The 14,015-nt window shown below is 73.4% G+C and carries 15 protein-coding genes; 10 read left to right on the top strand and 5 right to left on the bottom strand.

All coding sequences use genetic code 11. From position 1 onward, the window contains the following. Positions 1–56: 56 nt before the first annotated feature. On the bottom strand, positions 57–665 hold the full coding sequence (locus tag AB0J57_RS27040) for a nucleotidyltransferase family protein (RefSeq protein WP_366130890.1): 609 nt from the start codon (positions 663–665) through the stop codon (positions 57–59). 118 nt (positions 666–783) lie between these two features. Between AB0J57_RS27040 and AB0J57_RS27045 the strand changes: the two genes are divergently transcribed. Both AB0J57_RS27045 and AB0J57_RS27050 read left to right on the top strand, forming a co-directional pair. Then, positions 784–2,688, top strand: a complete 1,905-nt coding sequence (locus tag AB0J57_RS27045; RefSeq protein WP_366130891.1) for a serine/threonine-protein kinase — start codon at positions 784–786, stop codon at positions 2,686–2,688. A 93-nt stretch (positions 2,689–2,781) separates the two neighbouring features. Next, positions 2,782–3,099 (top strand): DUF5955 family protein, encoded by a 318-nt coding sequence (locus tag AB0J57_RS27050; protein ID WP_366130892.1) that lies wholly within the window; start codon positions 2,782–2,784, stop codon positions 3,097–3,099. Between the two features lie 25 nt (positions 3,100–3,124). Here the strand turns inward: AB0J57_RS27050 and AB0J57_RS27055 are convergent, their stop codons facing one another. Together AB0J57_RS27055 and AB0J57_RS27060 are read right to left on the bottom strand one after the other, a co-directional pair. Then, positions 3,125–3,745: a response regulator transcription factor gene (locus AB0J57_RS27055; RefSeq protein ID WP_366130893.1), complete on the bottom strand. Its 621-nt coding sequence runs from the start codon at positions 3,743–3,745 to the stop codon at positions 3,125–3,127. Beyond that, a complete protein-coding gene (locus tag AB0J57_RS27060) occupies positions 3,742–4,911 on the bottom strand; it encodes a sensor histidine kinase (RefSeq protein WP_366130894.1) in 1,170 nt (389 codons plus the stop codon). The genes AB0J57_RS27055 and AB0J57_RS27060 overlap by 4 nt, the downstream gene beginning before the upstream one ends. A gap of 111 nt (positions 4,912–5,022) precedes the next feature. On the opposite strand from AB0J57_RS27060, the gene AB0J57_RS27065 reads away from it, so the two are divergent. Then, a complete protein-coding gene (locus tag AB0J57_RS27065) occupies positions 5,023–6,141 on the top strand; it encodes an ABC transporter permease (protein ID WP_366130895.1) in 1,119 nt (372 codons plus the stop codon). Beyond that, complete coding sequence (locus tag AB0J57_RS27070; protein WP_366130896.1) at positions 6,138–6,821, top strand: ABC transporter ATP-binding protein; 684 nt, start codon at positions 6,138–6,140, stop codon at positions 6,819–6,821. The genes AB0J57_RS27065 and AB0J57_RS27070 overlap by 4 nt, the downstream gene beginning before the upstream one ends. Positions 6,822–6,823: 2 nt before the next feature. On the opposite strand, the gene AB0J57_RS27075 is transcribed toward AB0J57_RS27070, so the two are convergent. After that, positions 6,824–7,633 (bottom strand): IclR family transcriptional regulator, encoded by an 810-nt coding sequence (locus AB0J57_RS27075; RefSeq protein ID WP_366130897.1) that lies wholly within the window; start codon positions 7,631–7,633, stop codon positions 6,824–6,826. Between the two features lie 370 nt (positions 7,634–8,003). Here AB0J57_RS27075 and allB point away from each other — a divergent pair, with 370 nt between their 5' ends. The 4 genes from allB (at position 8,004) to AB0J57_RS27095 (ending at position 11,731) form a co-directional block, all read left to right on the top strand. Next, positions 8,004–9,350 carry an allantoinase AllB gene (gene allB / locus AB0J57_RS27080; protein WP_366131079.1) on the top strand — a complete coding sequence of 449 codons (1,347 nt, stop codon included), beginning with the start codon at positions 8,004–8,006 and terminating at the stop codon, positions 9,348–9,350. A gap of 4 nt (positions 9,351–9,354) precedes the next feature. Beyond that, complete coding sequence (gene alc, locus AB0J57_RS27085) at positions 9,355–10,467, top strand: allantoicase (protein WP_366130898.1); 1,113 nt, start codon at positions 9,355–9,357, stop codon at positions 10,465–10,467. A gap of 278 nt (positions 10,468–10,745) precedes the next feature. Next, positions 10,746–11,366 (top strand): dihydrofolate reductase family protein, encoded by a 621-nt coding sequence (locus tag AB0J57_RS27090; RefSeq protein ID WP_366130899.1) that lies wholly within the window; start codon positions 10,746–10,748, stop codon positions 11,364–11,366. Between the two features lie 77 nt (positions 11,367–11,443). Continuing rightward, entirely contained in the window at positions 11,444–11,731 is a 288-nt protein-coding gene (locus tag AB0J57_RS27095; protein ID WP_366130900.1) for a hypothetical protein, read from the top strand. 8 nt (positions 11,732–11,739) lie between these two features. On the opposite strand, the gene AB0J57_RS27100 is transcribed toward AB0J57_RS27095, so the two are convergent. After that, positions 11,740–11,958 (bottom strand): hypothetical protein, encoded by a 219-nt coding sequence (locus AB0J57_RS27100; RefSeq protein WP_366130901.1) that lies wholly within the window; start codon positions 11,956–11,958, stop codon positions 11,740–11,742. A 147-nt stretch (positions 11,959–12,105) separates the two neighbouring features. Between AB0J57_RS27100 and AB0J57_RS27105 the strand changes: the two genes are divergently transcribed. Beyond that, positions 12,106–13,335: a histidine kinase gene (locus AB0J57_RS27105; protein WP_366130902.1), complete on the top strand. Its 1,230-nt coding sequence runs from the start codon at positions 12,106–12,108 to the stop codon at positions 13,333–13,335. Next, positions 13,332–14,006: a response regulator transcription factor gene (locus tag AB0J57_RS27110; protein WP_366130903.1), complete on the top strand. Its 675-nt coding sequence runs from the start codon at positions 13,332–13,334 to the stop codon at positions 14,004–14,006. Before AB0J57_RS27105 ends, AB0J57_RS27110 begins: the two co-directional genes overlap by 4 nt. The last annotated feature ends 9 nt before the right edge of the window (positions 14,007–14,015 follow it).

Genomic DNA, 14,015 nt, shown 5'->3' on the forward strand with positions numbered 1-14,015 from the left:
TTGTTGATGTCGAGATTCTCAGGGTCGACACAACATGGCTCTGAGTGCCATCTCGTTTACTCCAGGTGTGCCAGGTCCTCCACCGTGTCGATGTCGTACGGCTCCGCCACGTCCCCGCACTCCACGAGAACGATCGCCGCCTCGTGCTCCCCCAGGTACGCGCGTGCCCCCCGGTCCCCCTCCGCACTCGCCCCGACGTCCGCCCAGCGGTCCGCCCCGAGCAGCACCGGGTGGCCGCGCCTCCCGTCGTACGCGGCGGCCGCCAGCGCGTCGCGGGAGCGGTACGCGGCGGCCACCCGGCGCACCGCCTCCGGGCCGATCCCCGGCTGGTCCACCAGCGACACCACGGCCGCGTCGGCGCCCGAGGCCTCCAGCGACGCCAGGCCCACGCGCAGCGACGACCCCATGCCCCCCTCCCAGTCCGGGTTGTCGACCAGGACGCAGCCGGGCAGCGAGGCCCGTTCCCGTACGGCACCGGCGGCGGCGCCCAGCACCACGTGCACCACGTCGCAGCCGCCCGCGCGCAGCACGCCCACCGCGTGCTCGACCAGAGGGCGGCCACGGTGCTCCAAGAGGGCCTTCGGGCGCCCGCCCAGGCGCCGTCCGCCGCCGGCCGCGAGAAGAAGTCCGGCGATTCGTGGTCCGTCTGTTGTCGTATGTCCCATGTGGAGTGCATACCGCATGCGCGTGCGCCTGTGCGCGGGTGAAGACGGGCCTCCGCCTTGGATAAGGTGCGTCCGGCAGGCAGGTCAGAACGAAGTTCGTTACGGGGGACATGGGTTGATGAGTGGTGGTCCGGCGCGCCAGGGAACGGTCTTCCAGCCGTTGGAGGACGACGATCCGCGATCCGTGGCCGGTTACCGGCTCGCCGCCCGGCTCGGCGCCGGCGGCATGGGCAAGGTGTACCTGTCGTACACCCCGGGCGGCCGGCCGGTCGCCATCAAGGTGATCCGGCCCGACTTCGCCGAAGACGCCGAGTTCCGGCGCCGGTTCGCGCAGGAGGTGAAGTCCGCCCAGCGCGTCCAGGGCCTGTACACCGCGCCCGTCATCGACGCCGACACCGACGCCCGGCAGCCCTGGCTGGCCACGGCGTACGTCCCCGGCCCCTCCCTCGCCGACGCGGTGCAGACCCACGGCAGGCTGCCCGTCGACACGGTCCTGCTGCTGGTCGCCGGGATCGCCGAGGCGCTCCAGGTCATCCACGGCGCGGGCATCGTGCACCGCGACCTCAAGCCCGCGAACGTCCTCCTCGCCGCCGACGGGCCGCGTGTGATCGACTTCGGCATCGCGCGCGCAGCCGACGCCACCTCCCTGACCGGCAGCGGGGTCACCATCGGCACCCCGTCCTTCATGTCACCCGAGCAGGCGGCGGGCCGGACGGTCACCGCGGCCACCGACATCTTCGCGCTCGGCCAGGTCGCGGCGTACGCGGCCATCGGCAGCCCGGCCTTCGGTGAGGGCACCTCGCACGGCGTGCTGTACCGGATCGTCCACGAGGAGCCGCAGCTCGACGGACTCCCGGAGCAGCTTCACGAGTTGGTGACCCGCTGCCTGACCAAGGACCCGGCCGGGCGCCCGTCCGTCGCCGACATCCTCGCCCTGTGCCAGGCCGCCAGCGACCAGACCGCGCTGCGCCGCCCGGAGGAGTGGCTGCCCGGCGCCGTCGCCGCGGACATCACCACCCGCGCGGCCGCGCCCGCCCCGGCGGCGGCCACCACGCCCCCGCCCCCGGCCCAGCCCCCGGCCGCGCCCGCCGCCCCCGCGACGCCGCCGCCCGCCCCGGCACCGCACCCCCCGACCGCCCCGGCGGCCCCGGCGACCCCGCCGCCCGGCTTCGGCCCGCCGCCCACCCAGCCGCAGCCGACCCCGCAGCCTCAGCAGAACGAGCAAGCCCACCAGCACCAGCAGCCGCACCAGCATCCGCAGGCCCAACCGCCCGCCCCCGCCCCCGCGTACGGCTACCCGCAGGCGCACCCCACCCCGCCCCCGTACACCGGACCGGCGCCGGTCACCGCCCCCACCCCGGTCGCCGCCCCCGCCGCGCCCCGCAAGAAGACCAAGCGGAACGTCCTGCTCGCCCTCACCGCCCTGCTCGTCGTCGCCGGCCTCGCCGGTGGCGGGGTGTACGCCCTGATGTCGCGCGACGACAACAAGGGCGGTGGCCAGGCGCAGAGCGGCGACCAGGCCAAGAGCGACCCCACGCCCCAGGACCAGACCCCCGTGGACGGCGCGGGGGACGCGACCGACCCCGCGCCCACGTCCTCCTCCCCGAAGCCCCCGGAGCCGGTCGCCGACCCGACGCCCGCCGTCTACCAGGGCATCGACCTCACGGACGGCTACCACCTGACGCTCGGCGACGACCCCGTCAAGCCGCTCGGCGACAACGCCAACGTGGACGTCGCCTACGACTGGAGCCTGGAGAAGATCTACGTCGAGGACGGGCGGCTCATCCTGCTGCGCACCGGACAGAAGGGCGACCTGGAGACCTGCCGCACCGAGACCCGCTATGCCGACCGGGTCGACCTCGACACCCTGTCCAAGGGGTCCCAGTTGTGTGTTCTGACCAATGGGGGGCACGTCGGCCTGGTGACGTACCAGGGGAAGTCGCCCGAATCCGATCCCAGTCACTACGTCACGCTCGACGTGACCGTGTGGCGCAACGCGATCGTCCCGGAAGCCACCTCCTGAGTTTTCGTCAGAGGAGTGGCGCTCCCGGCCCGTCATGGCGTTAAGTACAGGGACGGGCGCACAACGTAGTGCGTGCAAGGGGCGGGAGAGCTTTTGTTGCGAAGCATGGGACAGAGGCGCGTGGCCGAGAGCGGCGAGGACCCGAGGGTGACGGAGCTGCGCGCCGCCGTCTCCCGCCTCCGCCGGGAACTCGCCGGCCACCCGGCCGACTTCGCCGACCGGGGCATCGCCGAGGACGAACTGGCCGCGCTCGCCGCGATGACCCTCACCGGCGTGCCCGAGGTGCGCCGGCTGCGCCGGTCGCTGCTGCTCATCGCGGGAGCGGTCGGTTCGGTGAGCGCCCTCGGCGGCGCGCTCACCGACGTACGCCACGCGGTGGAGCTGTTCGGCGAACCGCACCAAATAACGTAACCGCACCGAAGGGCCTGGCCAGGACCTAACGGCGAATCAGGCGGCGGGCGGTGGCCGCCGCCACCGCCGCCGTCCGCGAGTCGACGCCCAGCTTGGCGAAGACATGGACCAGGTGCGACTTCACCGTGGCCTGGCTGAGGAACAGCCGCTTGCTGATCTGGAGGTTGGACAGGCCCTCGCCGACCAACTGGAGCACCTCCAGCTCCCGCTTGGTCAGGGCCTGGGCCGGTGCCCGCATCCGGTCCATCAGGCGGTGCGCGACGGCCGGGGCGAGCGCGGACCGGCCGGCCGCCGCCGTGCGGACCGCCGCCGCCAGTTCCTCCGGCGGCGCGTCCTTGAGCAGATAGCCGCTCGCCCCCGCCTCGACGGCCGCCAGGATGTCGGCGTCCGTGTCGTACGTCGTCAGCACCAGGACCCGAGGCGCCCCGTCGCGGGCGGTGATCGCGGCCGTCGCCGCCGAGCCGTGCATGCCGCCGCCGAACTGGAGGTCCATCAGGACCACGTCCACGCCGTGGGCCAGCTCCACCGCACGCTCCGCCGTGGCGGCCTCCGCGACCACCGTGAAGTCCGGCTCCGTGTCCAGGACGGCGCGCAGCCCCGCGCGGACCACGGGGTGGTCGTCGGCGAGCAGCAGACGGATGGTCATACGGCCCCCTCCCCGGGCAGCGGCAGCGCCACCGCGACGGCCGTGCCCTGGCCGGGCGACGACTCGACGGTGAACGTCCCGCCCAGCGACTGGGCCCGCGAGCGCATCGCCTGGAGCCCGAAACCGTCACCCGGGGAAGGCGTCCAGACGTGCGGATCGAAGCCCTTGCCGTCGTCCACCACGTCCAGCGTGACGGACGCGTCCATGAAGGTGAGCGTGATCTCGGCGCGCCCCGCGCCCGCGTGCCGCACCGTGTTGGCCAGCGCGGACTGGGCGATCCGCAGCAGCGCCACCTCGTACGGCGTCGGCAGCGGGACCGGCGTACCGCTCAGCGAGAACCGCACACGCGGCCCCGGCCCGCCGGGGTCGTCGCACAGCCGCTCCAGTGCCGCCGCCAGCGAACCCCGCTCCAGGTCGGCCGGCGCCAGCGCCCGTACGAAACGCCGCGCCTCCGCCAGGTTGTCCTGGGCCGTCCGCCGCGCCCGCTCGATGTGCCCGGCCGCCACCGGGTTGCCGTCCGGCAGGGCGCGCTCGGCGGCCCTCAGCAGCAGTTGGATCGACGACAGGCCCTGCGCCAGCGTGTCGTGGATCTCCCGCGCCAGGCGCTCCCGCTCGGCCAGCGTGCCCGCGTGCCGTTCGGCGGCGGCCAGCTCCGCCCGCGTCGACGTCAGTTCCTCGACCAGCCGCCGGTGCCGCTCGCTCTCCCGGTACAGCGCCTGGTAGCCGAGTACGGTCGCCACGGCGACGGCCGCGCCCAGCAGCGGCCCGATGACCGCGCCGGGGTTGAGCGGTGCGCCATGGCGCACGTACGACATGATCGCCGCGCCCGCGGTGGCGGCGACGGCCGGCAGCGACCAGCGCGCGGGCAGCAGGTGCAGGTGCAGGAAGTACAGCGGGAAGGCCACCCACAGCCCGTCGGGCGTCACGGCCAGCAGCACGAGCCACGCCGCGGACAAGGTGCCCAGCCACAGGGCGGCGGCGGACCGGGAGTCCCGTACGGCGCGGAGGGCCGAACCCACCGCGTACACCGCCCCCGTCGCGGCCGCCGCGGCGACGGCGGCCGGGGCCGGGTCCCGGAGCGCGGCCAGGAGCAGCAGCCCCGCCATGAGCAGGTGCAGACAGACGCGCAGGACGCGCAGGGCGGGGGTGAGCGTACGGGGATCCATGACCCGTCCAGCGTAGGCGGGCCGGGCGGCTGCGCCCTCAACCGAAAGTTTGATGAGGGGCCCGTCCGGCGCGCGATGCCCGTGCCGGCCGCCCGTCGGCAGGCTGGCCGCATGTTCGTGGCATGGAGAGACCTACGTTTCGCCAAGGGGCGATTCACGCTGATGGGCACGGTGATCGTGCTGATCACCCTGCTCGTCGGCCTGCTGTCCGGGCTGATGGCCGGGCTCGCGCGGGAGAACGTCTCGGCGATCACCGCCCTGCCCGCCGACCGGCTGGCCTTCGCCGCCCCGCCCGCCGGCCGGGACGTGTCCTTCTCGGACTCGTCCGTGCCGGAGAGCGCCTGGCGTACCTGGGCCCGGCAGCCCGGCGTGACCGCCGCCGAACCGGTCGGCATCAGCACCCTGAACGCGGCCGCTGGCGGCACCGCGGCCACGGGCGACCGCCGTACCGGTGACGCGGGCGACGGCCGTACCGGTACGGTCGCGGTCTCCGTCTTCGGCACCGAGCCGGATGCCGGGCTCGCCCCGGAGAGCGGGCGGCTCGGCCCGGGGAAGGCGGTCCTGTCGGTGTCCGCCGCGGAGGAACTGGGCGTCGGCGCCGGGGACCGGATACGGCTCGGCTCCCGGAACGACGTCACGGTGGCGGCGGTCGCGGGCGACGCCTCGTACAGCCACACGCCGGTGGTGTGGACGTCCCTGGACGACTGGCGGGCCCTCGGGCACACGGGGGCGACGGTCGTGGCGCTGCGGGGCGGCGGGATCGACGTAGCGGCGGGCGACGAGGCCGCCGGTACGCGCAGCACGACCGTCGACGAGGCGCTCGGCGCCATCGGGTCCTACCGGGCCGAGAACGGCTCGCTCCAGCTCATGCGCGGCTTCCTCTTCGTGATCTCGGCGCTCGTCATCGGGGCGTTCTTCACGGTGTGGACGATCCAGCGCGGCGGCGACGTGGCGGTGCTGAAGGCGCTCGGGGCGTCCACCCCGTACCTGCTGAAGGACGCCCTGGGCCAGGCGGTGGTCGTGCTGGGCGCCGGGACGCTGATCGGCACCGGGCTCGCGGCGGGCATCGGCGCGCTCGTGGGCCGGGGCGACGTGCCCTTCGTACTCGAACCGCTCACCGTCCTCGGCCCGGCGGCCGTGACGGTCGCACTCGGGCTGCTCGGCGCGGCCCTGTCCATCCGGCGGATCGCCGCCGTCGACCCCCTCACCGCGCTCGGGAGCGCCCGATGAGCCTGCACCTCGACGACGTGACGCTGACGTACCCCGACGGCGACGGGCGCCTGACCGCCCTGGACGCGGTCCGTCTGGACGTGCCCCCGGGCAGTGTCACGGTGGTCGTCGGGCCGTCCGGCTCGGGCAAGTCCAGCCTGCTCGCGGTCGCGGCGACGCTGGTGACGCCCGACCGGGGACGGGTGGTCGTGGCCGGTACGGACACCGGCACGCTCGACCGGGCCGGGAAGGCGGCGCTGCGGCGCGAGCACGTCGGGATCGTCTTCCAGCAGCCGAACCTGCTGCCGTCGCTGACCGCCGCCGAGCAGCTCCGGGTGATGGCCCACCTGTCAGGCCGCGAGCACCGCGAGCGGCGGGCCCTGGAACTCCTGGACGCGGTGGGCCTGGCCGACCTGGCCGCGCGGCGTCCGCACCAGCTCTCCGGCGGCCAGCGCCAGCGCGTGAACATCGCCCGGGCGCTGATGAACGACCCGGCCGTGCTCCTGGTCGACGAACCGACGAGCGCGCTGGACCACGAACGGGGAGCGGCGGTCCTCGACCTGCTGGTCGCGCTGACCCGTGAGCGCGGGACGGCGACGGTGGTGGTCACGCACGACCGGGCCCATCTCGACCGCGCCGACCGGACGGTCACCGTCCAGGACGGAAGGCTGTCGGCGGGCCCGCCGCCGGTGTGCGGCTGACGTCAGGCCTGGCCGTTGTTGGCGGGGTTCGCCAGGGCCGTGGACAGCTCCTTGGCGATGCCCTGGAGGATCGGCACGATCCGCTCCGTCGCCGCCTCCGTGACCCGGCCGGCCGGGCCCGAGATGGAGATGGCGGCGGCGGTGGGGGAGTCGGGCACCGAGACCGCGATGCATCGCACCCCGATCTCCTGCTCGCTGTCGTCGATCGCGTACCCGGCCGTGCGGACCTGCTCCAGGGCGTTGAGGAAGCCCTCGGGCGTGGTGATGGTCTTCTCGGTCGCGGCGGGCATGCCGGTGCGGGCGAGCAGTGCCCGTACCTCCTCCGGCGGGGTGTGCGCCAGCAGCGCCTTGCCCACGCCGGTGGAGTGCGGCAGCACGCGCCGGCCGACCTCGGTGAACATGCGCATCGAGTGCTTGGACGGCACCTGCGCCACGTACACGATCTCGTCGCCGTCGAGCAGCGCCATGTTCGCGGTCTCGCCGGTCTCCTCGACCAGCCGGGCGAGGTAGGGGCGCGCCCAGGTGCCGAGGAGGCGGGCGGCGGACTCGCCGAGGCGGATCAGGCGGGGGCCGAGCGCGTAGCGGCGGTTGGGCTGCTGGCGTACGTACCCGCAGGCGACCAGCGTGCGCATCAGGCGGTGGATGGTGGGCAGCGGCAGCCCGCTGCTGGAGGAGAGCTCGCTCAGCCCGACCTCGCCCCCGGCGTCGGCCATCCGCTCCAGAAGGTCGAAGGCACGCTCCAGGGACTGGACACCGCCGGTCGCGGCGGCGGGCTTGGCGGCGTCGGTGGTGCTGGCGCTGGACGTCGGCACGTCAACGGTCCTTTCGAGGCGGATGGGCAAGTCAGCAGCCTACCGGGCCGTTCCGCCGGGCACATCGCCCGCAGTGGGGCGTCTTCGCCGGTCAGGCGCTGTTTGTCCGGGTGTCCTCGGTGTGCCGCGGAGGTCTGCGCGTGCTCCTCATGTGGGTAGCTACGTTCTCCCAGATGAAATTAGCTTTCCACTTCATGGAAACATCCAAGCCGTCCGCTCGCCACCCGGCGGCGACCCGGGGGACTCTTGACGATGTCGGGTCCGGAGTGAAGACTTCTTCAACAGTTCGTTGAAAAACGAGATTCCGGCCGGCGATGTGGAAGGCGATGTGGACGGGAACGTGGAGCTGAACGGCAACGTGGAACAGGGCATGGACGTGGACGCGAACGTGACTCTGGTACTGCGCTCGACGCGCGTCATCACCCCCGAGGGCACCCGGTCGGCCTCGGTCGCCGTGGCCGGCGGCACGATCGCGGCGGTGCTGCCCCACGACGCCGAGGTGCCCGCCGGCGCCCGGCTGGAGGACGTCGGCGACCACGTCGTCCTCCCCGGCCTGGTCGACACGCACGTCCATGTGAACGACCCCGGCCGCACCGAGTGGGAGGGCTTCTGGACGGCCACCCGCGCGGCCGCGGCGGGCGGCATCACCACCCTCATCGACATGCCGCTCAACTCCCTGCCCCCGACGACGACGGTCGAGAACCTGCGCGTCAAGCAGGGCGTGGCCCGGCCCAAGGCGCACATCGACGTCGGTTTCTGGGGCGGCGCCCTGCCCGACAACGTCAAGGACCTCCGTCCGCTGCACGACGCCGGCGTCTACGGCTTCAAGTGCTTCCTGTCGCCCTCCGGCGTGGACGAGTTCCCGCAGCTCGACCAGGAGCAGCTCGCCGCCTCGCTCGCCGAGATCGCCGGCTTCGGCGGCCTGATGATCGTGCACGCCGAGGACCCGCACCACCTCGCCGCCGCCCCGCAGAAGAGCTCCCCGAAGTACGCCGACTTCCTCGCCTCCCGGCCGCGCGACGCCGAGAACACCGCCATCGAGAACCTCATCAACCAGGCCAGGCGCCTCGACGCGCGCGTGCACGTGCTGCACCTGTCCTCCAGCGACGCGCTGCCGATGATCGCCGCCGCCCGCCGCGAGGGCGTCCGCGTCACCGTCGAGACCTGCCCGCACTTCCTCACCCTGACCGCCGAGGAAGTCCCGGACGGCGCGACGGAGTTCAAGTGCTGCCCGCCCATCCGTGAGGCGTCCAACCAGGACGCGCTGTGGGAGGGGCTGGCCGACGGGACGATCGACTGCATCGTCTCCGACCACTCGCCCTCCACCGCCGACCTCAAGACCCCCGACTTCTCCACCGCCTGGGGCGGCATCTCCTCCCTCCAGCTCGGCCTGCCCGCCATCTGGACCGAGGCCCGCCGCCGCGGCCGCACCCTGGAGGAGGTCGTCCGCTGGATGTCCACCGCCCCGGCCCGCCTCGCCGGCCTGGACCGCAAGGGCGCCATCGAGCCCGGCCGTGACGCCGACTTCGCCGTCCTCGCCCCCGACGAGACCTTCACCGTCGACCCGGCCGAGCTCCACCACCGCAACCAGGTCACGGCGTACGCGGGCAAGACCCTGCACGGCGTCGTCAAGTCCACCTGGCTGCGTGGCGTACGCATCGCCGACAACGGCACCCTGGCCGAGCCGACCGGCCGGCTGCTCGAAAGGAACAAGTGACCCCGTGACCGTCATACCCTCCTTCACCGGCGACGCCAGCCCCTACGGCGGCGGTGACCCTTACGCCGACTACCGCACCGCCGACTTCCCCTTCACCGATCTCGTCGACCTCGCCGACCGCCGCCTCGGCGCGGGCGTCATCGCCGCCAACGACGAGTTCTTCGCCGAGCGCGAGAACATGCTCAAGCCCGAGCCCGCCGAGTTCGACCCCGAGCACTTCGGGCACAAGGGCAAGATCATGGACGGCTGGGAGACGCGCCGCCGCCGCGGTGTCTCCGCCACCGAGCCCCACCCCACGGACGACGACCACGACTGGGCGCTGGTACGCCTCGGCGCCCCCGGCGTCGTACGCGGCATCGTCGTCGACACCGCCCACTTCCGCGGCAACTACCCGCAGGCCGTCTCCATCGAGGCGACCTCGGTGGCCGGCTCCCCGTCGCCCGGGCAACTGCTGGCCGACGACGTCGAGTGGACGACGCTCGTCCCGCGCACCGCCATCGGCGGCCACGCGGCGAACGGTTTCTCCGTGGACGTGGAGCGGCGCTTCACGCACCTGCGCGTCAAGCAGCACCCCGACGGCGGCATCGCCCGCCTGCGCGTGTACGGCGAGGTCGCCCCCGACCCGGCGTGGCTCGGCGTGCTGGGCACCTTCGACGTCGTCGCCCTGGAGAACGGCGGCCGCGTCGAGGACGCCTCCGACCGCTTCTACTCGCCGGCCACCAACACCATCCAGCCGGGCCGCTCCCGCAAGATGGACGACGGCTGGGAGACCCGCCGCCGCCGCGACAAGGGCAACGACTGGATCCGCTACCAGCTCGTCGAGCAGTCCGCGATCCGCGCCGTCGAGATCGACACCGCGTACCTCAAGGGCAACAGCGCCGGCTGGGCCGCCCTCTCCGTGCGCGACGGCGAAGGCGGCGAGTGGACCGAGTTCCTGCCCCGCACCCGCCTCCAGCCGGACACCAACCACCGGTTCGTCCTGCCCGAGCCGGTCGTCGGCACCCACGTCCGCATCGACATCTACCCCGACGGCGGCATCTCCCGCCTCCGGCTGTTCGGCTCGCTGACGGACGAGGGCGCCAAGCGCCTCTCCGCCCGCCACGACGAGCTGAGCTAGCCACCACGACCCGGGCGGCACGACACCCGCCCGTATGCGAGGGCGCACCGGAAGGACAGCACCGGTGCGCCCTCGCGCATGTTCATGGTGCCCTCCACGCCGTTCATCAGAGCCGTTCCTCTGAGTGGTTGCGTGCTCAATCACATCGGAGGGGCGGTCCCGGTACCGGCGGGAAACGGACGCCGAATCCGGCGCCCGTCCACCGATGAGTTCTGTGCGGAGGCACGGTCAGAGCCTGTGACACACGATGGGAAACACCCCAACGAAAGGCACCGGCCATGGCCAAGCTGACCCTCACCACCTTCATGACGCTGGACGGCGTGATGCAGGCCCCGGGCGGCCCCGACGAGGACCGCACCGACGGGTTCGAGTACGGCGGCTGGAGCGTCCCGTTCGCGGACGAGGACTTCGGCCGGTTCATGAACGAGGTGTTCGAGCGGGTGGACTGCTTCCTGCTCGGCCGGCGGACGTACGAGATCTTCGCCTCGTACTGGCCCAAGGTCACCGACGAGAACGACCCGATCGCGAGCCGCCTCAACAGCCTGCCCAAATACGTGGTGTCCCGGACCCTCGACAAGGCCGACTGGAACAACTCCACCGTCATCAGCGGCGACCTGACCGAGGAGGTCAACCGCCTCAAGCAGGGGCCCGGCCGCGAGGTCCAGGTCCACGGCAGCGCCCGGCTCGCCCAGAGCCTCATCGCGCTCGGCCTGCTCGACGAGCTGAACGTCCTGGTGTTCCCGGTCTTCCTCGGCAAGGGCCGGCGTCTCTTCCCGGACGGCGGCGCCCCGACCGCCTTCGAGCTCACCGGCCACCGCACCACGTCCACCGGCGTCACCATCCAGACCTACCGGCCCACCGGGCCCGCGGAGTTCGGCACGTACGAGCTCGGCGAGTGAGACCCGCGCCGGTACCCATGCGCGGGTAGGTACGGATACTCATCCGCGAGCCGGCGGCCCGGAGCGACAGTGGGCCCATGACCGACGCACCCTCCCGGCCCGTTGTCCGCAACGTCGGCCTGATCCTCGCCCTGCTGCCCGTCAACGTGCTGATCGGGATGTACGCCTGGCTCGCCGTCGGCATGGAGGGGTGGGCGGCGGGCAAGAACGGGGTGGCTCCCCGGACGCCGGTGGCCGAGCTGCTGGGGTGCGCGGCCCTGACCACCGGCATCGGTGTGGTGCTGTGGCTGTGCCGGGCGCGCGGAGCCGCCCTCTTCCAGGTGGCCCCCTTGCTCTTCCTGACCCTGCTCACCCAGCAGTGGTAGAGACGGATTCACGCCTTCCGCATCCGGTCCGAGATCATCAGGATCGCGAAGCCGAGCACCGCGATCACGATGTTGGCGAACACCTCCCGGCCGTGCAGGAAGCCCACGTTCTCCGTCAGGTACCGGCTGAAGCCCATGAAACGGAACCACCCCGTCAGCTCGCGCAGCACTCCGCACACGCCGACGACCAGCACCAGCGTGCCGAGGACTTCGAGGATCTTCTTCATGCCCACCATCGTCGGCGCGGGCGGCCGGCCACCGCCTCGGGCGTCGGGATGGCAGCGGGGTCCGGAAGTATGAGACGGGCGCGACTTTGGTAGCGGACCGCCGTCCGGGGGCCCCACCACGGCCGGTGCCCGCATAGCTTTGTCGACATGACGCGTGCGGAGTACCCCTGGCTGCTGCCCTCGGACCTGGCCGAATCGGCCGACTCCGAGGCCCCCGACGGCCACCCGGCGCGGCGCCGCCGCCGTACCGTACGCGACTGGATCGTCGACACGACCGCCTTCGTCCTCGCCTCGTTCGTCGGCCTCCTCGCCGTCGACGCGAGCAGCCGGCTCGGCAACTCCGAAGTCGCCGTCCTCGGCGACCAGCTCCTCGGCGCCGCCGCCTGCTGTGCGCTCTGGCTGCGCCGCCGGTGGCCCGTCGGGCTGACCGTTGCCCTGTCCGTACTGAGCACGGTGGCACCGGCCGCCGGCGGCGCCGCCCTGGTGGCCCTCTTCGGCGTCGCCGTACGGGTGCCGTTCCGGCGCCTCGCCTACGTCGGCGGCCTGGCGCTGGTGTGCGGCACCGCCCAGGTGTTCGTGCGCCCCGACCCGACCCTGCACCCCCTCGCGTCGGTCGCCATCGGCGTCGTCCTGGTCCTCCTGGTCACCGGCTGGGGCATGCTCGTCCGCTCCCGCCGCCGGCTCGTCGTCGCCCTGCGCGAGCGCGCCCGCCGCGCCGAGGCCGAGGCGGAACTCCGCGCCGAGCAGGCCCAGCGCGCCGCCCGCGAGGCCATCGCCCGCGAGATGCACGACGTCCTCGCCCACCGCCTCACCCTGCTCAGCGTCCACGCCGGCGCCCTCGAATTCCGGCCCGACGCGCCCCCGCCCGAGGTCGCCCGGGCCGCCGGTGTCATCCGTGACAGCGCCCACGAGGCCCTCCAGGACCTGCGCGAGATCATCGGCGTCCTGCGCGCCCCCGGCGACCGTGAGGACGGCGACCGCCCCCAGCCCACCCTCGCCACCCTCGACGCACTGATCGCCGAGTCCCGCCGGGCCGGCATGAAGGTCACCCTCGACAACGGCATCGCCGACCCGTCCGGTGTCCCCGCCGCCACCGGCCGCACCGTCTACCGCATCGCCCAGGAGGGCCTGACCAACGCCCGCAAGCACGCCCCCGGCACCGAGGTCACCGTCACCGTGCGCGGCCGCCCCGGCGACGGGCTCACCGTCGGCGTCCACAACCCCGCCCCCACCGGTCCCGTCCCCCACGTACCCGGGTCGGGTCAGGGGCTCATCGGGCTGACCGAACGCGCCACCCTCGCCGGCGGCCGCCTCACCCACGGACCCGCGCCCGACGGCGGGTTCGCCCTGCACGCCTGGCTACCGTGGCCCTCATGACCATCCGGCTGATCGTCGTCGACGACGACCCCCTCGTCCGCGCGGGACTCACCTTCATGCTCGGCGGCGCCGACGACATCGAGATCGTCGGGGAGGCCGCCGACGGCGCCGACGTCCCCGCGCTCGTGGACCGGGCCGCGCCCGACGTCGTCCTCATGGACATCCGCATGCCGCACGTGGACGGCCTCACCGCCACCGAACGGCTCCGCGCCCGCCCCGGCGCCCCCGACGTCGTCGTCCTCACCACGTTCCACGCCGACGAGCAGGTGCTGCGGGCGCTGCGGGCCGGGGCCGCCGGGTTCGTCCTGAAGGACACCCCGCCCGCCGAGATCGTCGACGCCGTACGGCGGGTGGCGGCCGGCGACCCGGTCCTCTCCCCGGCCGTCACCCGCCGGCTCATGACCCATGTGGCGGGACACGCCACGGAGAACACCCGGCAGACGGCCGCCACCGCCCGCCTGGACACGCTCGCCGAGCGCGAGCGCGAGGTGGCCCTCGCGGTCGGCCGGGGCCGCACCAACGCCGAGATCGCGGCCTCCCTCTACATGAGCGTGCCGACCGTCAAGACCCACGTCTCGCGCATCCTCGCCAGGCTCGGCCTCAACAACCGTGTCCAAATCGCGCTGCTGGTCCACGATTCCGGGCTGCTCGACGGGGAGGACGACGCATAAGGTGGGCCG

Origin of the sequence: Streptomyces sp. NPDC049837, from assembly GCF_040674455.1 — a bacterium.
Lineage (GTDB): Bacteria > Actinomycetota > Actinomycetes > Streptomycetales > Streptomycetaceae > Streptomyces.